Below are 21,691 nucleotides of genomic sequence, written 5' to 3'. Positions count from 1 at the left end.
TATGACGATCCCATGGATCAGATGATGAAGTTTCTGAAGGATTTTGAAACCTACCTTGCGGACCCGAACAACCCGCCACGCGGATGCATGTATGCGCTTTACACTTACGAGGACGAACACTTTGAGAATGATGTGAAGGGCTTCGTCGCCCAGACCCTGCAAACCTGGACAGCCATGTATATCCGCAAGTTCCAGGAGGTAATTGACCGCCACCCCCCGGCCAAGCCAATCACCGCCAAACGATTGGCTGAAATGATTATTGCGGTGATCGAGGGCGGCCTGATCCTGGAACGCGCCTATGGCAACCCGGGCATGACCGCGCGCCAGTCCGAGCAGTTTCGCGAATATCTGGAGCTGCTGTTTCCAATCGCAAGCCAGAAAGCGGCCTGACTCAAACCGGGTACATGGCCGATGCTTTCTTGATAGTTCTCAAATAAACGGATCATAGGCCCATTGCAGCAGGGCCTGACGTTGGCGCGGCCTGCAGAAGATATCGGCGGGATCGCAGTTCTTGCGGATTTGTCCGGCATGGCGGGCAAAGGCTTTCCAGCGTTTGATCTGAATGCGATCGACATCATCAATCCGCCGACCCAGATAGTAGCGGCAATACCATTGGAACCACCCGCGTGGATCGGGGCCGATGATCCAGCCCTTGTTCCTCCAGATCGAAAGGGGTTGGCGGCTTTTTATGCCAAAGCAGTTGAGGGTGGGATCTGGGATGTCGGATATCCGCGCGCTGTCGAACCAATCTTGGGGAAACTCGTTCTGGCAATCGTTGCAGTATTTCCCCTCGAACACGCCCAGATGCAGCATCTGTTTGGGTGAATAGTTGGGTTCGAAATCCTTGTGAAAACAGTGCCCGACAGGGACTGATCGATGATAAACATACCCCGTCTGAAAAGCGTCATTCACGATGATCGTCTGATCGGCTGGCAAATTCGTTCCTTTCTCCGTGCCGGTCGGGCGGAAATACCGCCCGACCGGTCTGTATTCAGTTTTTCGGCGTTGCGGTAGTGCCGTTGGAAATACCGCCGGCGCTTCCCCAGCCACCTTTCAGGCCACTGGCAACATTGGCGCCACCCGGCTCCGCGGACACCGCGGCACCTACATTTGTGCGCCCTTTTCCATCCCCTTTGCCGTTTGAGGCATCGGCGAAAGCAGTGGTTGAATATGCGATGGCGATTGCGGTTGTTAAGATAAGCACTTTCATTTCATCTCTCCTGTTTGTTGGGTTCACGGCAGCAGGACGCTGTCGATAACGTGGATTACGCCGTTGGATCCGACGATGTCGGTGGCGATGACGGTGGCGTCATTGATATGCACGGCACCATCTTTGACGCGGATATGGACATCCTTGCCGTTTACGGTGGTGGCGCTGTCCAGGGCGACCACATCAGCCGCCATCACATTGCCCGCGACCACGTGGTAGGTCAGGATATCGGTCAGGGCCTGTTTGTTTTTTGGCTCCAAAAGACTTGCGACCGTTCCGTCCGGTAGTTTGGCAAAGGCCGCGTTGGTTGGCGCGAATACCGTGAACGGACCGTCGCCTTTCAGCGTTTCAACCAATCCTGCGGCACTGACAGCGGCGACCAGGGTTGAGAAGTCATCATTGGATGCCGCGATATCGACGATATCGGGGTCACTTACCATGTTGGAACACGCACCTAGCGCGAACGCGCTGGCGGCGGTGGCTATAATCATAGTTCTACGAAGCATCGAGGCTCTCCTTTTCAATTAGGGTTAAGGTGCCCCGGCGCGCTCTCCCTCGCGCCAGGGCGGGGGGTCTCAGCCTTCCGGCAGAATGACGCGATCGATCACATGGATGACGCCGTTGGTCGCCTCGATGTCGGCGGCAACGACTGTTGCGCCATCAACCATGACGCCATTGTCAAGATCGATGCTCACCGAGGACCCCTGAACCGTGGCGGCGGTCATGTCGTCGACCAGATCCGTCGACATCACTTTGCCCGGCACAACGTGATAGGTCAGAATGGCGACCAGCTGATCTTTGTTCTCGGGCAACAGCAATGTTGCGACTGTGCCTTCGGGTAGGGCGGCAAAAGCCTCATCCGTTGGGGCAAATACGGTGAACGGCCCGTCGCTTTTCAGCACGTCCACCAGATCGGCGGCGCTGACGGCAGCAACCAGCGTGTTGAATGTGCCGGCCTCAACAGCCGTGTCAACGATGTCCGATCCACCAGCCAGAACCGGGGCGGCGGCCATGGTCATGCCAAACACCAGGCTCATATCTTTGATCGAGGGAATTTTTAGTGTCATTTCAATCTTCCTTTTTTATCAGTTGCGTGCAGCATGTGCGCTGCGATATGAATGTCATGATAAGAAAAAGATGTGCACACAATGCAAATTTGCAATATATGCACAATTTTATCATGATAGATAAACATCCGCTGAGATGTTGCACGAGATGAAAAAGGACGGGGCGAAAATGTTGTCGGATGTATTGGCAGAGGGCCTGGAAAATTACCGAATCGGTCCGAAAATTCGGACTCTGCGTACTGCAAAAGAGATGGGCCTGACCCAGTTGGGCGATCACACCGGCCTGTCTGCGGGCATGCTGTCAAAGATCGAACGCAGTCAGGTTTTCCCCACACTTCCGACCTTGATGCGGATCGCAATGGTCTTTGGCGTTGGGCTGGAGCATTTCTTTGAAGAGGGCGAGGAACCTACCCTTGAAATTGTCCGCGCCAAGGACAGGATCAAATTTCCGGATACGAGGGAAAAGATGCCCAGCTTTTATTTTGAAAGCTTGGATTTCCCGGTGAATGACCGCCCGATAGAGGCCTATCTGGCAGAGTTTGTCCCACGGGCACCGTTTTCAGACCCGCATGAACATCAGGGGATAGAGCTGATCTATGTGGTCTCCGGCACGGTGGAAATCATGATCCACGATCAGGCCCATATTTTGGGGCCTCAGGATTCCATGTATTTCGATGCGCAGCACCCGCATGCCTACAGATGTGGTGGGGAGGACAGATCAACCGCTATCGTGATTTCGGCCAAAGGCTGTGACTGAAAGAGTAGAACACCGCGCCCTCAATCGGTAGGCTCGTCCATATGTGGTTAGAACGACTGATGTGGATCGGCGGTGCGGGCTTTGTCATTTTTGGCCTGCTGCTTGGCCTGTCAGAGGAGCCTCGGCTCAAAACCCTTTGGGGCGGGTTCAGCACGTTGTCCTTAGGTGGCTTTGCCGTGGCCATGGCCTTGAACGGGATCCGCAGGCGAGAGATCAAGCTTCAGTTCAATCTGGTGAAGCAGTCCAATCAGCCAGTGGTTTTTGCGCTGGTGATCGGCGGTATTTTGATGGCGGGCTTCGTGGTTATTGGTTGCGCGATTTGGCTATGGTTTTTTAAGGCGGCTTGATTGGGGCAGATTTGACCCGGATCTTGCCTATGCCAACCCAAGCATGTCCGCTCGCCGGACAGAATAGTTTATTGAACACACGGTGCGGCCGGTTTCTGCCGCACCCGGATCAACCCGGGTGCGGCGATTGTTTTAGTGGGTCACTTTGATCTTCTCAAAGTCCAGCTTGTTTTCAGGCGGGGATGTTGTGATCGACATCACACTTCCACGATGCTGGTAGAGGATATAAGCGACGCAGGCGAGGTAAATCCCCACCACGACGGCCCCGATCCACTGAATCTGCAGCCATTGGCTTTTGAAAAGCAAGGTCAGTGCGAACAGAACTGCGACGTTGCCGGCGACATAACCAAACTTCCCGAACCGTGCGATAGAGATATTCAGGTTGTCAGAATACAGACGGATCAAGCTATCCAGAGAGTTGATCACAAAGGTAACGCCAACAACGACCATGGCAATGTTCAACAAACCGGCGGTGCTGATCTCGTTGACATAATAATGGTAGAGAACCGAGAACCAGATCGCCAGCGGGATCGACGGTATGACAAGCAATGCCAGCAACAGATGCTGGGTCTTCAGTCCCCCGACAAAGCGCGATGTGAACTGACCGATCATGATAGACCAGGCAAACCACCAGAACAGATAGAACTCGTGATAGGCGTTGATCGGAATGACGAACTTATGAAGGTTCGTAAAATAGCCGCCGATATCTGCCATTGTCCCGGTCAGGCCAGCAACGCCAAGATCACCAACCGCCCACATCATCAGGATGAGCAGCAGGAACATGATCGTTGATCCGACACTCAGTATGCGAACAAACTTGATGTCGGTGCTGGAATAGGCCGCAGCCAGAATTACGCAGAACACGATCACGTAGAACGTTGTCACCACGGTTTCACCATCGCCGATCTCTGGGATGTAGAACGGCAGATAGATCAAAAATAGGCTCGCGGTGAAGGCACAGGTTCCGATGATTACAATGTTATTGAGGATTCGGACGAAGGGGATGTCAAAAAACTTCACCCGGGGTTCAATGGCGCAGAAATAGAAACTGGTCAGGAAGTAGAAGCCCCAGATCAGGAAGCCCCAAAATCCAAACTCAATCGCCAATGGATTGGTAAACCCATATTCAGGGTTTCCAGCTGTATCCGCATAGGTTGGAAATTCGCCCAACGGAAACATGATCAAACCAACATCCAGCCCTGATGTAAACAGGATCGCGATGAACGTGAAAAGCGGTACGGGCGTCACGCCTATTACTGGCATGTTCCACCATTTGATGACGCAAAACACGACCAGTGCAAGCGCCATCAATATCCCGAAAGATATGATGAGTGTAAGTATTCCGGCCATTTGTCCCTCCCTCTTGGAAATGGCTATGTGACATCATGCATGGATTGATAAAATCTTGCACGATCGTGCAACTTATAAAGCAATTGAACAAAAAATCAATCTCACATACGATTTTGGCGCAAGCAGGAGGATCATGTGCGAAAATCCATAAGAGATATCCGCCGTGCAGAGCTGACCGATGCTGTGATTGAAGCGATTCACGAACATGGATTTTCGTCTCTTACGGTTAACGAGATCGCCGGCTATGCCGAGACATCGACAGGCAGCATTCACTATTACTTCGGATCAAAAGAGGCATTGCTCGAAGCGGCCATGCGACACTTGCTGACCATTCTTCGAGCGGCGACGATCGAACGTCTGAAGGGCTGCAATGGGCCGGAGGAAAGGTTGCACGCGATCGTGCTGGCAAACTTTGATGACAGGTTTTTTTCCCGGCGCCATTGCAGTGTCTGGAGCCAATACTGGTGCTATGCACCCTATGTTCCTGTTCTTGCCAGATTGCAGCGCATGAACCGCAAACGGGTGCAAAGCAATCTCAAGCATGAGCTGAAACATGTGTTGCCCGAGGATCAGTTGGACTCTGTTTGCCTGTCCATTCAATCCTATATGGACGGAATTTGGATAAATGCAGCGCAGGCTGACGCCAATGTAGATGCGAAAGCCGCGCAAAAGGATGCGATGGATTTTTTGATGATGTTGATCAGGGATCGGCACTGAACTGCGGACAATCAGCCTACTTCTCTGGGCCCCTTTGCAGCACAGTCGCAATGCAGTCGTGATACCGACGCAATACCGACGTGCCAATTTTGGGGCTATCTGCCCAACTGAACCTGTCTGCTATTTCAGTTGACTGTCTTTGGAGCCGCGCCGGTTCATCCCCGGTCGTGCCTTGAAAGCAGTGTCACGTTCGGCCATGCAATCAATGCACAGCTTGACGCCGGGGATGGCCTGGCGGCGGGCTTCGGGGATTGGCTCCTCGCATTCGGCGCAATGGGTCAGGCTTTCGCCTACAGGGGGTTTTCGGGCCTTCAGCCGCGCCAATTCATCGTCTATCGACGCCTGCATCTGTTCCTGTTCTGCACCGTCACGTGCCCATCCGCCCGCCATGGAAACCTCCTATCCACTTGCGTATAGGGAAGCAGATTTTGCAGGTCTCATGCAAGCTTTTAGGATGTTTGGCTGATCTGCATTCCCTTGCCACGGGCCAATTCGCGCATCCGCTTTTGCAGCTTTTCAAAGGCGCGGACCTCGATCTGACGAATGCGTTCGCGGCTGACCTCGAAAACCTCTGACAGCTCTTCCAGCGTTTGCGCCTGGTCCACCAGGCGGCGCTGAGTCAGGATTTCTTTTTCCCGGTCGTTCAACACATCCATGGCTTCGGCCAGCAACTCGCGGCGTACTTCCAATTCGTCCTTGGCCTCATAGTCACTGGCCTGATCAGCATCTTCGTCTTCCAACCAATCCTGCCATTGCATCGTGCCTTCGCCCTCGGACCCCACCGTGGCATTCAGCGAGGCATCCCCGCCAGACATACGGCGGTTCATGGAGATGACTTCATCCTCTGTCACATTTAGATCATGAGCGATTTGGGACACGTTTTCAGGGCGCAGATCGCCCTCTTCCAACGCGCCGATTCGGGCTTTGGCTTTGCGAAGGTTGAAGAACAGCTTTTTCTGGGCAGAGGTCGTGCCAAGCTTAACCAGCGACCATGACCGCAGGATATACTCTTGAATCGAGGCCCTGATCCACCACATGGCATAAGTCGCCAGGCGGAAGCCTTTTTCCGGGTCAAAGCGTTTGACGGCCTGCATTAAACCAACATTGGCCTCTGAAATCACTTCGGCCTGTGGCAGGCCATAGCCGCGATAACCCATGGCAATTTTTGCCGCCAGTCGCAGGTGGCTGGTGACCATCTGATGCGCGGCATCTGAATCCTGATGATCCGTCCAACGTTTGGCCAGCATATATTCTTGTTCCGGTTCCAATAGCGGAAACTTCCGAATTTCTTGCAAATACCGGTTCAACCCTTGCTCCGGCGATGGGGCGGGAAGTTTGGTATAATTGCTCATCTGTTGACCCTCAAATCTGCACGACGAATGTATATCGCATTAACATATCGGACTTATGTACTGTGACGCACGCATTCAAGCCCTTTCTCACCTCAGATAGTAACATGTAACGCTGCGTAAAAGAGTGAAATCCTGCACAACTATCTGTGACTTTTTGTGTGGATGAAGGGGCCCACTCAATATCGTGTTATTCTGACAAGGCACCCTCGAATATCCGGCCGGCCGGGGAAATAAACCGCACGCGCTGTCCGGTGCTGTTCTGGGTCATGTCATAGCAATCCCAGTGATTTGACGGGGGCCATTGCGAACAATATTGATCCCCCTCAACGCGCCACTTCCCCCAGCTTTCATTCCCCACGGCATAGAGCGTGCGCCCATCTGCGTGAAAAATCTGGTATCCGTTGGCATAGGTCACGCGTGTATCGTTGAGGGTCTCTGATATTTGATCGCCGCTCATGGGCTGCCAATCTTGCGCAAAAGACGGAAATGCCCAGAAAACAAGGCCGCACATCATCATTACCATCCGCATTGCGACAACCCTTCGCTTGTTCCTTCGCCCTATCCCGTTTATCAGGCCCGCGACGCTCCATCTAACAAAAGGTCGTGATCGCATGATTCCCCGCTATGCCCGCCCCGAAATGGTTGCCATCTGGTCGCCGGAAACCAAATTCCGTATCTGGTACGAGATCGAGGCGCATGCCTGTGACGCGATGGCCAAGCTGGGCGTGATCCCGCAGGAAAACGCCGATGCGGTGTGGAAAGCCAAGGATGTCGAATTTGACGTGGCCCGGATCGATGAGATCGAGGCCGTCACCAAACACGACGTGATCGCATTCCTGACCCATCTGGCCGAACATGTGGGGTCAGAAGAGGCCCGGTTTGTACATCAGGGCATGACATCCTCTGACGTTTTGGACACCTGCCTGAACGTGCAGTTGGTTCGGGCCGCTGATATCTTGCTGGATGGCATGGACAAGGTTTTGGCAGCGCTGAAGAAACGCGCGCTGGAACATAAGGACACGGTGCGTGTCGGCCGCAGCCATGGCATCCACGCTGAACCCACCACGATGGGTCTGACCTTTGCACGCTTTTATGCCGAGATGGATCGCAACAAAAACCGTCTGGAAAAGGCGCGCTGGGAAGTGGCCACTGGCGCGATTTCCGGTGCGGTCGGGACCTTCGCCAATATCGACCCTGCGGTCGAGGAACATGTTTGTGAACAGCTGGGCCTGCGCCCGGAACCGATTTCGACGCAAGTAATCCCGCGGGATCGTCATGCCATGTTCTTTGCCACTTTGGGTGTGATTGCCTCATCCATTGAAAACATCGCCGTCGAAATCCGCCACATGCAGCGCACTGAGGTTTTGGAAGGGGCGGAGTTCTTCTCGATGGGGCAGAAGGGTTCGTCGGCCATGCCGCACAAGAAAAACCCGGTTCTGACCGAAAACCTGACCGGACTGGCGCGTCTGGTGCGTATGACGGTAATCCCAGCGATGGAGAACGTCGCGCTGTGGCACGAGCGCGATATTTCCCATAGCTCTGTCGAACGCGGCATTGGGCCTGATGCGACCGTGACACTGGATTTTGCCCTGAGCCGTCTGGCCGGTGTTGTTGAAAAGATGCTGATCTTTCCCGACAACATGTTGGATAACATGAACAAATTCCCAGGTCTGGTGATGAGTCAGAGGGTGCTTTTGGCCCTGACCCAGGCAGGTGTCAGCCGGGAGGATGCCTATTCCATGGTGCAGCGCAATGCGCTGAAAGTTTGGGAAGAGCGTTTGGATTTCCGCGAACTGTTGCTGGCGGATGACGAGGTTGTTGCAGCGCTGGGCGTTGATGGCATCAATGAGAAATTCGACATGGGCTATCACACCAAACATGTCGACACGATCTTTGCCCGGGTCTTTGGTGAGGGCTGAGCGCCCTTATTTACAAGGATGACCGCCCATATGGGCGACGCCCAAAAAATGTGATATCGTCTCTGCCAGACAAAGCGGAGACGGATCATGCTTTCGAGAATCGCCATTACGTTTGCCTTGATCGCGGGGCTGTCAGGTGCGGCATTGGCTGCGGGGAGTTGCGGTCAGGGGCATCCGAATATTTCCTGCCCAGCCGGGCAAATCTGGGATGTCTCGGCTGGCAAATGCCTGCAGATGACCGTGATTGGATAAGAAAAACGCATGTCGGTATCACGTCGGTATTGCGACTGCATTCCGACGGTGTGGTTTCTTGTGATCAGGGCAGGATGCGCGTAATAGGTTTGCAGGGTATCACGGGGCGTTGAATGCCGGATCGCGCAGATAGTGTTCAGTTCGTATCAAACCTTTTCGCACGATCAATGATCGGGGCGGCGATGCTGCTGCCATATCGATGGAGAATCCCGCTCTTTGGCTGGGTCATGTCCAGAATCGTGGCGCCCCTTGCTGGATATGACAAACGCATTCGCGAAAACCTGGCCCATGTCCTGCCTGATCTGTCGGAGGAAGAGGTTCGCCGCTTGTGCCGCTCGGTGCCCGACAACACGGGCCGTAGCCTGATCGAAATCTATTCTGGCGAGGAGTTTAAGAAACGCGCCTCGGCGGTTGAGATAGAAGGCCCCGGCCTGAAAGCCATGGAAGAGGCGCGCGCCGCGGGTCGTCCGGTGGTGTTGGTAACCGGGCATTTCGGCAATTACGATGCACCGCGTGCGGCGCTGATTGCCCGTGGGTATAATGTGGGCGCGCTGTACCGTCCCATGTCGAACAAGTTTTTCAACTCACATTACGAACGCTCGATTGCCCGGATCGGCACGCCAATATTTCCCCGGGGCCGCAAGGGCCTGTCGCAGATGATCAAGTTCCTGCGCGGTGGCGGGGTTTTGGGATTTTTCATCGACAACCATGTCAGCAGTGGGGCCTTGGTCGATTTCTTTGGTCAACCGGCCCCAACATCGCTGTCAGCGGCGGAAATGGCGCTGAAATATGATGCGTTGATCCTATCAGTTTACGGGGTGCGTTTGGAAAACGGGTTGGATTTCAAGATCGTCATCAACGCGCCGATCAAACATTCCACACCTGAACAAATGCTGAGCGAGCTGTCGCAGGAGTTGGAGGTGATGGTGCACCAGCATATGGACCAGTGGTTCTGGATTCATCGCCGTTGGAAACCAGACCGACAGAAAGAACGTCAGAAGAGGCGCGCTGCAGCCAAGATGGGGCCGTGATTTTCCTCTTGGATCAGGATCACCACTGGATCGTCGCCTTCGGCCTTGGTTTGCATGGATAAGTCACGTTCGCCGGACCATCGACGGATCTGGGTGAAGGATCGCACGATATTACTGTATTCCAGCATGCGCCCAGCATTTTCACCCCTGCGAATATCGACGCGGGCCTTGGGGATGTACCTGACCAAGTGAACGTCAAGGGTTCCTAGGCCACGATCCAGGCGCTCGGCCTCGATCTGGATCACCCCGACATGGCGCCGGATGTTCAGGCTGATCATGGGTGTGGCCGTTGCGGCGTCGCGCAATTGTTCCAGCAGGGCAGAGGGTTTGTGCCCGTTGACGGCCCCCTCCCCAGCGACAATCATTTGTGGTGTATAGACCATGCGCCGGTCAGATGCCCGGGCGTATCCGCGTTGCCGTCGGGTATAGGTGGGCGATGCAAACGTGTCTTTCCATCCGATGTAATCCCAGTAATCCACATGCAGGGCCAGTGCGATCACATCACTGCGATTGGCAAACTCGTGCAGCAGTGCATCGGCAGGCGGACAAGAGGAACAGCCCTGAGAGGTGAAGAGTTCCACCACGACGGGGGGGGATGTCTGGGCCGCAGATTTTTCGGCCAGGGTTAGTCCGAGCGCCATGCAAAGCGCAGCGAGGGTGGGAATCACACGAAGTTTCATGGCAATCGCTCTGTTTATCTTGGACTGAGACCCTATGGGATCGTGATTTGAAATACCAATCAAGGAAACGCGAGGTCGCTATTTTTCTTGTTTGGGCGTGTGAATTGGGGAATTTGACGTGATTGTATACAAATGTGCACAATAAACCTTGAACGACTCTGTGAGATCGGGCAAAAGCAGCGCAGCCACGTAGTATTCCACCCGAGGGAGGCCAGCCAATGCCTATTACTGTCGGACATGACAGCGCGAACACCCGCAAAACCCTGACCGTCGGAAACCAGAGCGTTTCCTACTATTCCATTGCCGCCGCGACAGAGGCCGGACTTGGGGATTTTTCCCGCCTGCCCGCCGCGTTGAAAGTGGTTCTGGAAAACATGCTGCGGTTTGAGGATGGCAAGACCGTCAGTGTCGACGACATCAAGGCCTTTGCCGAATGGGGGGCTAACGGCGGCCAGAACCCGCGCGAGATTGCCTATCGTCCGGCCCGGGTGTTGATGCAGGATTTCACGGGCGTACCTGCTGTGGTCGATCTGGCCGCCATGCGCGACGGGATCGTGGCGCTGGGCGGAGATGCCGAAAAGATCAACCCGTTGAACCCGGTTGATCTGGTCATTGACCATTCGGTGATGATTGACGAGTTCGGCAATCCGCGCGCGTTTCAGATGAATGTGGACCGCGAATATGAACGCAACATGGAACGCTATACTTTCCTGAAATGGGGGCAGTCGGCGTTCAACAATTTCCGCGTTGTGCCGCCAGGGACCGGCATTTGCCATCAGGTGAACCTGGAATATCTGGCGCAAACGGTTTGGACGGACACCGATCAGAATGGGGACGAGGTGGCCTATCCTGACACGCTGGTCGGCACTGACAGCCACACCACCATGGTCAATGGCCTGGCGGTTCTGGGCTGGGGTGTTGGCGGGATCGAGGCTGAGGCCGCGATGCTGGGCCAGCCGATTTCCATGCTGATCCCAGAGGTCGTTGGCTTTGAACTGACCGGCGACATGGTTGAGGGCACAACCGGCACCGATCTGGTGCTGAAAGTCGTGGAAATGCTGCGCGCCAAGGGCGTGGTCAGCAAGTTCGTCGAATTTTACGGCGAAGGGCTGGATCGCCTGCCGCTGGCAGATCGCGCCACCATCGCCAATATGGCCCCGGAATATGGCGCGACTTGCGGCTTCTTCCCCATTGATGACGAAACCCTGCGCTATCTGCGCACGTCTGGTCGGTCCGAGGATCGGATCGCGCTGGTCGAGGCTTATGCCAAGGAAAACGGGTTCTGGCGTGATGCGGATTACGCCCCTGTCTATACCGACACGCTGCATCTGGATATGGGCACGATTGTCCCCGCGATTTCCGGCCCCAAACGCCCGCAGGATTATGTGGCTCTGACCGACGGCCAAAAGGCTTTCCGCCGCGAAATGGAAGAAACCTTCAAGCGCCCGATGGGCAAACAGGTGGCCGTCGCGGGCGAAGATTACACATTGGATTCTGGTAAGGTTGTGATCGCCTCGATCACGTCCTGCACCAACACCTCAAACCCCTATGTGATGATCGGCGCCGGTTTGGTGGCCCGCAAGGCAGCAGCCCTAGGCCTGAATCGCAAGCCGTGGGTCAAGACATCGCTGGCCCCCGGCTCGCAGGTTGTGAGCGCCTATCTGGAGGCCGCGAACCTTCAGGAAGATCTTGACAAGATCGGCTTTAACCTTGTCGGTTATGGCTGCACCACCTGTATCGGTAACTCTGGCCCGATCCAAAAAGAACTGTCTGCCGCGATTGCAGAGGGCGATCTGGTGGCGACATCTGTTCTATCCGGCAACCGCAATTTTGAGGGCCGGATCAGCCCGGATGTGCGCGCGAACTATCTGGCATCACCGCCGCTGGTGGTGGCCTATGCGCTGGCCGGAACCATGGATATCAATCTGGCGACAGACCCGATTGCCCAAACCCCGGATGGTCAGGACGTATATCTGAAAGACATCTGGCCGACTCAGGCAGAAATTGCTGAACTGGTCGAGGCGACCGTGACGCGCGAAGCGTTTGTCGAGAAATACGCCGAGGTCTTTACCGGCGACGAGAAATGGCAAGGCGTGGAAACCACAGACAGCCAGCTTTATGACTGGCCGGCGACCTCTACGTATGTGCAACACCCGCCCTATTTCCAAGGGATGAGCAAAGAACCGGGCGTGATAACCAATATCGAGGGCGCGAAAGTGCTGGCGGTTTTGGGCGACATGATCACCACTGACCACATTTCGCCTGCCGGATCATTCAAGGAAACAACGCCTGCGGGTAAGTATCTGACCGACCGTCAGGTTGCCCCCCGCGAGTTCAATTCCTACGGCTCCCGTCGTGGCAACCATCAGGTGATGATGCGTGGCACCTTTGCCAATATCCGTATCAAGAATGAAATGCTGGATGGGGTTGAGGGTGGATATACCAAAGGCCCGGATGGGGCTGAGACGTCGATATATGATGCCTCGATGGCCTATCAGGAGGCTGGCACGCCGCTGGTCGTCTTTGGTGGTGAGCAATACGGCGCCGGGTCATCGCGTGACTGGGCGGCCAAAGGCACCGCATTGTTGGGCGTGAAGGCCGTGATCGCGGAAAGCTTTGAACGCATCCACCGATCCAACCTGGTTGGCATGGGCGTGATCCCGTTTGAATTCACCGGGGGCGCCAGCCGCAAATCGTTGGGATTGACCGGAAATGAGACCGTTTCGATCCACGGTCTGGACACGATCGAGCCCCTGCAAGAGGTGCCCTGCACCATCACCTTTGCCGATGGGTCAGAGAAAACCATCCAGCTGAAGTGCCGGATCGATACCGCGATCGAGATTGAATATATCGAACACGGTGGCGTGCTGCATTATGTGTTGCGAAATCTGGCCACGGCCTGATTTTAACGGAATCACCTGAAAAAGCCCGGTTTCGCCGGGCTTTTTCTTTGGTCCGGCATTGTCTGCAATGAGCCAACAATGTTTTGAAAGGCATGGGATTGGGTGAATTGGTTGAACAGCGTGTTTTAAGCCGTTCCCGCGAAACGTGTGCAAATAAGGCAATTTTGCGGTGAAACAGATTGTTTCCGGAACCTGTTCTTATGGGGGCGGCCCATAGATGTTTTGTTAAGCGTTGTAAGGGGTAATGTTGTAATGATTAGTTTGACGATACCAGACAAACGCCTGTTTCGGTGCCCGGTTTCGCTCCCGTGGCTTGAATTGATGGCGTTGCTCGCTCTCGCACTGGCTGGCTAAGGCACCTGGGGCCTTGGCCGGTCAGTTCACTTCGCTTGATCCAGAACTGGCCGGATGCGACGGGCCAGTGATCTTTGCGTGACGGGCCCGGCAAAGCGCAGCAGGATAGTTCCGTTTGAATCCACCACAAAGGTTTCCGGCACACCGGCGACCCCCCAGTCGATGGCGGCACGGGCGTTGGGATCGGCGGCTATGGCTGCAAAGGGATCTCCCAGCTCATCCAGAAAGGCCAGCGCCTTTTCCGGGTCATCGCGGTAATTGATGCCGTAGATCGGATAGCCCTCTTGGCGCAGAGCTTCCAAATTTGGATGTTCGGCCCGGCAGGGCGCGCACCAGCTGGCCCAGAAATTCACCAGTTTTACACCGGGTTGCTGCAGGACTTCGCGGTCAAAGGGTGCCTCTGGCCCCAGCTGCGTCAATGTGAACTCTGGCACTGGCCCGCCTTCGCGTCCGGTTGGCGGGGCGTTCGGGTCCTCTCGGCCAAGCCCAAGAAAAAACACCGCGGCCAGCCCGGCAAAGATCAGCGGCGGGGCCAATACCAAAGGATTTATCCTAGCCACGAGGAGAGATCCTTTGTTCCAGCGCGCGCAAGGCCCGCAATGTACGGCGCGACCGGATCAGGCAGATCGCGATAAGGGCCACGATCAGTATGATGCTGGCCCCGTAAGCGATGCCAACCTCGGCTGCGTATTTCCCCAGATCAGGCATCTGCATTCCCCTGTTCGCGGATCAACAGGGCCCGCATCCGGCGTTTGCGAATTTCGGTGCGGGTGTTCAGCAGCACCAGAGTGATGAACAGCGCAACAAACCCGGTGATGCAAAACAGAAGTGGGATGTAAAATGCGTTGTCGATATTGGTCTCTTTATCCAGGGACAGGGTGGCGCCCTGATGCAAGCCCTGATTCCAGAAGTTGACGGCATAGCGGCTGAGAACGGCAAAGACCGATCCGACCAGGCACAGAACGGCTGTCAGGTCGGCGGCGGTGTCCGGGTCATCAACGGCTTCCCACAGCGCGATATAGCCAAGATAGAACAGAAACAGGATCAGGAATGCGGTCAGGCGCGGATCCCAGACCCACCAGGTGCCCCACATGGGTTGCCCCCAGACCGCGCCGGTGATCAGCGCGATCAACGTCATGGTGATCCCGATCGGGGCGGCGGCCTTTGCCGCCAATGCGCTGACATGGTGCCGACGGATCAGCCAGATCAACGATGTGACCAGCATCATCACCCAGATATTGATCGCCATCATCGCGGATGGCACATGCAAGAAGATGATCTTGACCGTCGATCCCTGCCTTGCGTCATCGGGCGTGGCGAAGAAACCCCAGCCTAATCCGATCAGCAATGCTAGGGCGGCCAGCACTGCGAAAACCGGCAGAGCCACGCGTGAGGTTTGCATGAACCTTTTTGGATTTGCATATTCCCAGATCGACATTGTGCCTACCTAAGAGCCTTTCGTTTTGCGCGCAATGGGTCGGGTTAGCGCAGATTGACGCGGACAGCGGCCGCTGCTGCGAAGGGTAGGATTGCAACTGTCCCGCAGGTGATCCCGGCCAGCAGTGCCAGCGGTGTGGTTATGTCCAGACCCCGCATGCCACGTTGCAAAAGCTCGGCCCCAAAGATCAGCGTCGGGATATAGAGCGGCAGGACCAGCAGTGACAACAGTAGCCCGCCGCGTTTGAGCCCCAGAGTCAGCGCCGCCCCGAATGTGCCGATCATCGACAGGGCGGGCGTGCCCAAAATCAGGCTGAGCAGCAACCAACCCATCGCGGAGGCCGGTAGGTTCAACAAGACCCCCAGAACCGGGGCGAGCAGAGTAAGGGGGACCCCAGTGGTCAACCAATGGGCCAAGGCCTTGGTGATCACGATGCCCTCCATCGGGATGGGGGATGTGGCTAGGAGGTCTAGCGATCCATCCTCAAAATCCAGCGTGAAAATCCGATCCAGAGTCAGCAGGCAGGACAAGAGCGCCCCGAGCCATAGAATGCCGGGCGCGATGGTGGCGAGAATAGTGGTCTCCGGCCCGACGCCAAACGGCACCAGCACCACAACAATCAGGAAAAACGCAAGGCTCAGGCCAAAGCCACCGCCAGCCCGTGTGGCCAGCCTGAGATCACGGATCAAGAGCGCAATCACAAAAAGGCCTCGTCAAACTGATCAGCGGTATTGGGTTTGGCGCGGTTCGGTGTCAGGTCTAGAACATCGGCGCCCAATCCCAGTTCGATATGAGTGGCGATCATGGCCATGCCGCCACCCGCGCAATGAGAGCGGATGCAGTCGGCAAAAAGAGCAACGCTGTTTTGATCGAGCGATACCGTGGGTTCATCCAACGCCCAAAGCGCCCGACCGCTGACCAAGAGCCGGGCGAGGCCCAGCCTGCGCTTTTGACCGGCGGACAGGTTCTGTGCCTGTCGATCCTCAAGCTCCGTCAGGTCAAAGGCGGCAAGGGCCAGATCGACGGACCCGGTGCCGTGAACGCGCGCCCAGAATGTCAGATTTTCCCGAACGGTGAGCGTGGCCTTCAACCCATCCGCATGGGCGCCATAGGTGATCTGATCCTGATCATAGCGGATCTGGCCGGACAGGGCCGGTTGCAAGCCAGCGATGGTGCGCAGCAGGGTTGTTTTGCCAATTCCATTCGGGCCGCGCAGCACCAGAATCTGTCCCGGGCAGAGCGTGAAAGACACGTCTTGCAACACCGGTACACCGCCGCGCGTGCAACTTAGATGATCAATGACCAAATCCATGGCATCGGGCTTAGCCCAATCGCCGGTTGGGGAAAAGCGATTTTGGTTCAGACCGGGAAGAGCGCGAGCCCGACCCGGCGCCCTTCGGACAAGAGCACATTATAGGTCCGGCAGGCCGATGGGCTGGACATTAGTTCTAGGCCCAGCCCTGCCTTTTCCAACGCGTCCCGAAACTGGGCGGGCAGTTGGGCGACCTCTGCCCCGGTGCCAACAAACAAAACGTCCAATGCATCGGCACTGTCAAGAAGAGCGTCCTGATCGTCATATCCGCCCCACGGGGCGACGCCGGTTGGCAGCACGAGAACCGCACCTTCATAGACCTCTCCGCCGATGCGGAAGAAGCCGGGCCCATATCCATCAACGGGCTTTACGTCGGAAAAGTTGACTTCATTTAACTGCATGATCGTTTCAGTCCCACAATGGCAGGCCCGATAGGGCGGATACGGCAATGATACCATAAGCAACGCCGCGATACAGGCGTTCATACCCGGGGCGGAACATCGCGGCCCCCAACACATTGCCAATAAGATAGACCGCCGCAACGCCTATGCCCATGGCAACGGCGCTTGCCGCCAGATGGCCACTGATCGACAGGACAATCAGCATCAGAACATCGGTAACCAACAGATACATTGTAATATTGGCCCGGATGGTTTGCGCGGGCTTTTGGCTGGCCATGTAAAGCATGATGACCGGCGGCCCGGGCAGGCCCGCGCATCCAGCCAGAAAGCCACCAAGCGCACCGGCCAGATAGACCATGTGGCGTTTAAGTTCACCGTGATATCGGATACCTGCAATCAGTAGAACCAGCAGGGTCAGGGTAATGGACGAGACCCCGTATCGGAACAGCTCTGCCGAGACGATGGTCAAAATCCAGACGCCGATAGGCAGTGCGACCGCAGCCCCCAGCCCCAGCCGCATCACATCGCGCGGCGTGCCATCGCGCCAGGCCCGGGGCATGTTGGGCAAGGGGCCGACCAAATCCATGATGATCAGGGTGGTCAGGGCCTCGAATGGTGAAAGTATCTGACCGGCGACGGGCAAATAGACCATCGCCGTGCCAAACCCGGAAAAGCCGCGAACCAGCCCGGCGACAAAAGCGCCAAATGCCAGAAATGCATAATCCCCTGTCGTGATAATCGCCAGAAGTTCGGCCAGATCAGGCATCCACGTTGCCAAACTGGTTCCCGGTATTTGCATCTGGTTTTGACCAGTCGCGCTTGACGCCGAGTTTCAGCAGGATCGCAGAGGCCACAAAGATCGACGAATAGGTGCCGATGACAACGCCCAGAATCATGGCAAAGACAAAACCACGGATCACGTCACCACCCAGCACGATCAGCGATATCAAGGCCAACAACGTGGTGACAGAGGTCATGAATGTCCGGCTGAGCGTTTCATTGATCGACAGGTTCAGAACCTCTTTCAGATCCCGCTTTTTGTATTTGCGCAGGTTCTCACGTACCCGGTCAAAGACCACCACCGTGTCGTTCAGCGAATACCCAACGATGGTCAGAAGGGCCGCGATGATCGCCAGATCGAATTTGACCTGAAGCAGGCTGAAGACGCCGATGGTGATCACCACATCATGGACCAGTGCGGCCACGGCGCCCAGTGAAAACTGCCATTCAAAGCGCAGCCAGATATAGATCAGCACCGCGCCAATGGCCAATACCACGGCCAGAACCGCAGTCTGAATCAACTCGCCAGAGACTTTGGGGCCAACTGATTCGACGCTGACAAAACTAAGTGTGGGATCGATGCTTTGCAGCGCCGCAAGCACTGCAGTGCTGGTGGCGGCGGTGACCGCCTCGTCCCCTGCCTGTGCCTCCACTCGGATTTGGGTGACGTTCTGATCAGGTTTGGTTGGATCAAAGACCTCGGTTATGGACACATCCCCGAGGCCCAGTGGCGCAATCGCGTCCCGGTATTCGCTGACGACAACCGGATTGTCTGCCGTGGTGCGGAACGTGGTGCCGCCCCTAAAATCAATCCCGTAGTTCAGGCCAATCATGAAAAAAATCACGATCGAAGCCACCATGGCAATGGCAGACAGGCCCAGGGTGATGCGGGATGTGCTAAAAAAATCCCAGTTTGTGTTCGAGGGGACAAGCTTCAGTCTCATATCAAACCTCGATCTTTTTGGGACGTTTGCGTTCAAACCACATGACGATCAACAGCCGGGTAACGAAAATCGCGGTAAAGACAGAGGTTAAAATCCCCAGTCCCAGCGTGATCGAAAACCCGCGCACTGGGCCAGAGCCCATGACGAACAGGATCACAGCGGTGATGAAGGTCGTTATATTGGCGTCCAGAATGGCAGAAAGCGCCTTTTCATAGCCCAGCTCGATCGCACGGGCCGGGCCCTTGGCGGTTTTCAACTCTTCACGGATGCGTTCAAAGACCAGCACATTGGCATCGACTGCCATGCCGATGGTCAACACGATCCCGGCAATACCCGGCAGGGTCAACGTGGCCCCGATCATCGACAACAGGCCAAAAATCAGTCCGACATTGATGATCAGCGCGATATTGGCAAAAACACCAAACAGGCCATAGCTGGCGGCCATGAAGAACAGCACCGCAACAAAGGCCACGATACAGGCGATGCGCCCGGCCTCGATACTATCCTGACCCAATTCCGGGCCGATGGTGCGTTCTTCGAGAATATCGAGCCCGGCAGGCAGGGCGCCTGCGCGCAGCAGGACGGCCAGTTCGGTTGATTCCTCGACGGTGAAATTACCGGTAATGATGCCCGATCCGCCGGGGATGTGGCTTTGGATCACAGGGGCAGAGACGACTTCGCTATCCAACACGATCGCAAAGGGGTAGCCGATGTTTTCGGCAGTATAGTCGCCAAATTTGCGGGCGCCTGAGGGGTTGAAGCGGAAATTGACCGCCGGGCGGCCGTTTTGATCGAAGGAGGGTTGGGCATCGACCAGTTCCTCCCCGGTCACCACGGCACCCCGTTCGACAATGTAAAACACACCTTCCTCATCCAGAGAGGGCAGAATTTCATTGCCGGCACCGGGGGCCGCTTCACCATTCCCTGTGCGATTTACAACAGGTTTGAATTCCAGCTTGGCGGGTTTGCCCAGTAGGGTTTTCAGCTCATCCGCTGATCCAAGGCCGGGCACTTGCACCAGAATGCGCGCGGCACCCTGGCGTTGGATCGTCGGTTCGCGGGTGCCAACCTCATCCACACGCCGGCGAATGATTTCCAACGATTGTTGAACAGTCCGCTCATCCGTTGCCGCGCGTTCTGCATCAGAGAGCGTAACGGTGATTGTGTCACCTGAACCAGACACCTCGATATCGGAACCACCGACACCGGTCAGGCTGACCACGGGCTGCTGCAGACCACGAATGACCTCCAGTGCGCGGGCCATGCCGTCGGGCTGAGAGATGCGGATGTGCAGCTCATCTGCGGGACCGTCCTGACGGCGGATGGTGCCGACGGTGGCGCGTTCATCCCGCAAAAGATCACGGATTTCAGGCCACATGGATTGAACGCGGGTCTCATAGACCTCTTCGACCCGAACCTCAGTCAGAAGATGGGCGCCACCGCGCAGATCCAGCCCCAGATTGACCAGAGAGGACGGCATCCATCCCGGCCAAAGCGACAGATCCGCCTGACGGTCGGGCGTGTTCCCCAGCGCTTCGATCTCGCGCGCGGCATCATTGTGTAGCTCAACCCGCGAATAAAATCCGTTGGGCAGCGCCATCAATAGCCCGATCAGGATCACAGCCCAGATCGAGATTCGCTTCCACGACGCGATTTGCAGCATGGGAAAATCCCTGATTACAAAGAGTTAAGAGGCCGGTTCTGTTTTGCTAAGAACCTGAGCGATGGTGGATTGAACCACGCGAACCTTTACACCATCGGCCAGTTCGACCTCCAGCTCATTTTCGCCGTCTTTGACCTTGGTGACTTTGCCGATCAGGCCACCTTGGGTCACCACCTGATCGCCGCGGCGCAGGGCGGATACCATGGCCTGGTGGGTCTTCATCTTCTTTTGCTGCGGACGGATCAGCAGGAAATACATGATCGCAAAGATCAGAACGAGCGGAAAGATTTGTGCGATGCCTTCCATCGGGGTCCCCTATGTTTAATTGGCGGGACTGCCCCGCGAAACTTTGGGGGAACCTATGTGCGACAGGCCTGATTTGCAAGGCGAGAACGTATGCTGCGATACGTCGGTATTACGTCGGTATTACCACGGTGGCGAATTCGCCTGTGACACGTGCTGAGAGGCGGGTGATCTGGCAGGCCTCAGACGGGAGTATTGGGGCTAAAAAGAAATGAGGGGCCGGGGTGCGGCTCGGGTGCGACTGTGCAGAAATGAATGCAGCGACGGGGGGCCCGTCGCTGATCCTCGCCGCGGAAATGAACGGCGATGTCCAACCAAAGCGGTGGTTGTTATTGCTGAAGCACTTCTGGAGATTTGGCGGCAATCTCTACCCAATTTGCATCGGCCTGTTGGATGAAGCCTGGGATGTCTTGTTCCCATCTTTCCTGAATGTCAGCGGCGAGGTTCAGATACAGCTCTCCATCTTCGATCCGCCAGAAGTTCGGATCGCCATCAAATTTGAACCCCATCGCCGCCCCAAAGGCGCAGTAGCCACCGTATTGGGGCAGGTAGGCCTCGGGATCGGCGTCAAAGGTGGCTTTGTGTTCGTCCGAGGCAAAGCGGTAAGTGGCGTCGTTATAAACGCTGGTGATGGCATAGCTGCCCTTGGTTGGTTCACCTTCGGTGAAATAGGCGACCGGATCGTAACCTTGCAGGGCCAGACCAGTTGAGGACGCGTTCAGCTCGACGCCGGCAGCAAGGGCGGAGGTGGCGAGTGTGACGGACAGGGCAAGCCCAGTCAGAAGGTTTCTTGGGGAAATCATGTGCGTTTCTTTCAAATAATGGGCCGGGGCAGATGCGGGTTGCCCCGGCCGGTCGAGGGACAGTGTTCGCAACGCATGGCGCCTTGAACACTTGCTATCTAGTCATTA

At 56.1% G+C, this 21,691-nt stretch carries 28 protein-coding genes; 8 read left to right on the top strand and 20 right to left on the bottom strand.

The window, feature by feature from the left end:
- Positions 1-390, top strand: a 390-nt coding sequence (locus tag AC2D8P_RS12890; protein WP_484703194.1) for a TetR family transcriptional regulator C-terminal domain-containing protein, incomplete at its 5' end; no start/stop codon positions are given.
- A 39-nt stretch (positions 391-429) separates the two neighbouring features.
- Here the strand turns inward: AC2D8P_RS12890 and AC2D8P_RS12885 are convergent.
- The 4 genes from AC2D8P_RS12885 to AC2D8P_RS12870 form a co-directional block, all read right to left on the bottom strand.
- Complete coding sequence (locus tag AC2D8P_RS12885) at positions 430-936, bottom strand: hypothetical protein (RefSeq protein WP_484703193.1); 507 nt, start codon at positions 934-936, stop codon at positions 430-432.
- 55 nt (positions 937-991) lie between these two features.
- Positions 992-1,210, bottom strand: coding sequence for a hypothetical protein (locus tag AC2D8P_RS12880; protein WP_484703192.1), 219 nt, complete (start codon positions 1,208-1,210; stop codon positions 992-994).
- Between the two features lie 23 nt (positions 1,211-1,233).
- Positions 1,234-1,716 (bottom strand): fasciclin domain-containing protein, encoded by a 483-nt coding sequence (locus tag AC2D8P_RS12875; protein ID WP_484703191.1) that lies wholly within the window; start codon positions 1,714-1,716, stop codon positions 1,234-1,236.
- 69 nt (positions 1,717-1,785) lie between these two features.
- Entirely contained in the window at positions 1,786-2,247 is a 462-nt protein-coding gene (locus AC2D8P_RS12870; RefSeq protein WP_484703196.1) for a fasciclin domain-containing protein, read from the bottom strand.
- 178 nt (positions 2,248-2,425) lie between these two features.
- Between AC2D8P_RS12870 and AC2D8P_RS12865 the strand changes: the two genes are divergently transcribed.
- Positions 2,426-3,034 carry a helix-turn-helix domain-containing protein gene (locus tag AC2D8P_RS12865; protein ID WP_484703190.1) on the top strand — a complete coding sequence of 203 codons (609 nt, stop codon included), beginning with the start codon at positions 2,426-2,428 and terminating at the stop codon, positions 3,032-3,034.
- 41 nt (positions 3,035-3,075) lie between these two features.
- Positions 3,076-3,381: a hypothetical protein gene (locus AC2D8P_RS12860; protein ID WP_484703189.1), complete on the top strand. Its 306-nt coding sequence runs from the start codon at positions 3,076-3,078 to the stop codon at positions 3,379-3,381.
- Positions 3,382-3,513: 132 nt separating this feature from the next.
- Here AC2D8P_RS12860 and AC2D8P_RS12855 read toward each other — a convergent pair whose 3' ends face one another.
- Positions 3,514-4,731, bottom strand: a complete 1,218-nt coding sequence (locus tag AC2D8P_RS12855) for a BCCT family transporter (RefSeq protein ID WP_484703188.1) — start codon at positions 4,729-4,731, stop codon at positions 3,514-3,516.
- Between the two features lie 135 nt (positions 4,732-4,866).
- Between AC2D8P_RS12855 and betI the strand changes: the two genes are divergently transcribed.
- Positions 4,867-5,448 carry a choline-binding transcriptional repressor BetI gene (gene betI, locus AC2D8P_RS12850; protein WP_484703187.1) on the top strand — a complete coding sequence of 194 codons (582 nt, stop codon included), beginning with the start codon at positions 4,867-4,869 and terminating at the stop codon, positions 5,446-5,448.
- Positions 5,449-5,568: 120 nt separating this feature from the next.
- Here betI and AC2D8P_RS12845 read toward each other — a convergent pair whose 3' ends face one another.
- From AC2D8P_RS12845 to AC2D8P_RS12835, 3 genes are all read right to left on the bottom strand, one after another.
- Positions 5,569-5,838 (bottom strand): DksA/TraR family C4-type zinc finger protein, encoded by a 270-nt coding sequence (locus tag AC2D8P_RS12845; protein WP_484703186.1) that lies wholly within the window; start codon positions 5,836-5,838, stop codon positions 5,569-5,571.
- A gap of 59 nt (positions 5,839-5,897) precedes the next feature.
- Complete coding sequence (gene rpoH, locus AC2D8P_RS12840; protein ID WP_484703185.1) at positions 5,898-6,800, bottom strand: RNA polymerase sigma factor RpoH; 903 nt, start codon at positions 6,798-6,800, stop codon at positions 5,898-5,900.
- Positions 6,801-6,987: 187 nt separating this feature from the next.
- Positions 6,988-7,257 (bottom strand): hypothetical protein, encoded by a 270-nt coding sequence (locus AC2D8P_RS12835; RefSeq protein WP_484703184.1) that lies wholly within the window; start codon positions 7,255-7,257, stop codon positions 6,988-6,990.
- A gap of 154 nt (positions 7,258-7,411) precedes the next feature.
- On the opposite strand from AC2D8P_RS12835, the gene purB reads away from it, so the two are divergent.
- From purB to AC2D8P_RS12820, 3 genes are all read left to right on the top strand, one after another.
- Entirely contained in the window at positions 7,412-8,719 is a 1,308-nt protein-coding gene (purB, locus tag AC2D8P_RS12830) for an adenylosuccinate lyase (RefSeq protein ID WP_484703183.1), read from the top strand.
- 87 nt (positions 8,720-8,806) lie between these two features.
- On the top strand, positions 8,807-8,971 hold the full coding sequence (locus tag AC2D8P_RS12825; protein WP_484703182.1) for a hypothetical protein: 165 nt from the start codon (positions 8,807-8,809) through the stop codon (positions 8,969-8,971).
- 113 nt (positions 8,972-9,084) lie between these two features.
- On the top strand, positions 9,085-10,002 hold the full coding sequence (locus AC2D8P_RS12820; RefSeq protein ID WP_484703181.1) for a lysophospholipid acyltransferase family protein: 918 nt from the start codon (positions 9,085-9,087) through the stop codon (positions 10,000-10,002).
- Here AC2D8P_RS12820 and AC2D8P_RS12815 read toward each other — a convergent pair.
- Positions 9,966-10,682: a DUF1223 domain-containing protein gene (locus AC2D8P_RS12815; RefSeq protein WP_484703180.1), complete on the bottom strand. Its 717-nt coding sequence runs from the start codon at positions 10,680-10,682 to the stop codon at positions 9,966-9,968. The two genes, AC2D8P_RS12820 and AC2D8P_RS12815, sit on opposite strands and share 37 nt — an antisense overlap.
- 218 nt (positions 10,683-10,900) lie before the next feature.
- Here AC2D8P_RS12815 and acnA point away from each other — a divergent pair, with 218 nt between their 5' ends.
- The gene (acnA, locus tag AC2D8P_RS12810) at positions 10,901-13,585 is read left to right on the top strand and encodes an aconitate hydratase AcnA (RefSeq protein WP_484703179.1); all 2,685 of its coding nucleotides are present in this window, start codon (positions 10,901-10,903) and stop codon (positions 13,583-13,585) included.
- A 380-nt stretch (positions 13,586-13,965) separates the two neighbouring features.
- On the opposite strand, the gene AC2D8P_RS12805 is transcribed toward acnA, so the two are convergent.
- The 11 genes from AC2D8P_RS12805 to AC2D8P_RS12755 form a co-directional block, all read right to left on the bottom strand.
- Positions 13,966-14,499 carry a DsbE family thiol:disulfide interchange protein gene (locus tag AC2D8P_RS12805; protein ID WP_484703178.1) on the bottom strand — a complete coding sequence of 178 codons (534 nt, stop codon included), beginning with the start codon at positions 14,497-14,499 and terminating at the stop codon, positions 13,966-13,968.
- The gene (ccmD, locus tag AC2D8P_RS12800; protein ID WP_484703177.1) at positions 14,492-14,647 is read right to left on the bottom strand and encodes a heme exporter protein CcmD; all 156 of its coding nucleotides are present in this window, start codon (positions 14,645-14,647) and stop codon (positions 14,492-14,494) included. The genes AC2D8P_RS12805 and ccmD overlap by 8 nt, the downstream gene beginning before the upstream one ends.
- Positions 14,640-15,377 carry a heme ABC transporter permease gene (locus AC2D8P_RS12795; protein ID WP_484703176.1) on the bottom strand — a complete coding sequence of 246 codons (738 nt, stop codon included), beginning with the start codon at positions 15,375-15,377 and terminating at the stop codon, positions 14,640-14,642. Before AC2D8P_RS12795 ends, ccmD begins: the two co-directional genes overlap by 8 nt.
- Positions 15,378-15,421: 44 nt before the next feature.
- The gene (gene ccmB / locus AC2D8P_RS12790) at positions 15,422-16,078 is read right to left on the bottom strand and encodes a heme exporter protein CcmB (protein WP_484703175.1); all 657 of its coding nucleotides are present in this window, start codon (positions 16,076-16,078) and stop codon (positions 15,422-15,424) included.
- Positions 16,075-16,689 carry a heme ABC exporter ATP-binding protein CcmA gene (ccmA, locus tag AC2D8P_RS12785; protein WP_484703174.1) on the bottom strand — a complete coding sequence of 205 codons (615 nt, stop codon included), beginning with the start codon at positions 16,687-16,689 and terminating at the stop codon, positions 16,075-16,077. The genes ccmB and ccmA overlap by 4 nt, the downstream gene beginning before the upstream one ends.
- A 47-nt stretch (positions 16,690-16,736) precedes the next feature.
- Positions 16,737-17,090: an Mth938-like domain-containing protein gene (locus tag AC2D8P_RS12780; protein WP_484703173.1), complete on the bottom strand. Its 354-nt coding sequence runs from the start codon at positions 17,088-17,090 to the stop codon at positions 16,737-16,739.
- 7 nt (positions 17,091-17,097) lie between these two features.
- A complete protein-coding gene (locus AC2D8P_RS12775; RefSeq protein WP_484703172.1) occupies positions 17,098-17,856 on the bottom strand; it encodes a TSUP family transporter in 759 nt (252 codons plus the stop codon).
- Positions 17,849-18,814 carry a protein translocase subunit SecF gene (secF, locus tag AC2D8P_RS12770; protein ID WP_484703171.1) on the bottom strand — a complete coding sequence of 322 codons (966 nt, stop codon included), beginning with the start codon at positions 18,812-18,814 and terminating at the stop codon, positions 17,849-17,851. Before secF ends, AC2D8P_RS12775 begins: the two co-directional genes overlap by 8 nt.
- A 1-nt stretch (position 18,815) precedes the next feature.
- Complete coding sequence (secD, locus tag AC2D8P_RS12765) at positions 18,816-20,477, bottom strand: protein translocase subunit SecD (RefSeq protein WP_484703170.1); 1,662 nt, start codon at positions 20,475-20,477, stop codon at positions 18,816-18,818.
- Positions 20,478-20,501: 24 nt separating this feature from the next.
- Positions 20,502-20,783 carry a preprotein translocase subunit YajC gene (yajC, locus tag AC2D8P_RS12760; protein ID WP_484703169.1) on the bottom strand — a complete coding sequence of 94 codons (282 nt, stop codon included), beginning with the start codon at positions 20,781-20,783 and terminating at the stop codon, positions 20,502-20,504.
- Between the two features lie 326 nt (positions 20,784-21,109).
- Positions 21,110-21,583, bottom strand: coding sequence for a YHS domain-containing (seleno)protein (locus AC2D8P_RS12755; RefSeq protein ID WP_484703168.1), 474 nt, complete (start codon positions 21,581-21,583; stop codon positions 21,110-21,112).
- Positions 21,584-21,691 lie beyond the last annotated feature (108 nt).

Source organism: Roseovarius sp. YIN77 (assembly GCF_057219155.1).
The sequence above is the reverse complement of the archived record's forward strand: the minus strand, read 5'-3'. Positions and strand labels throughout refer to the sequence as shown.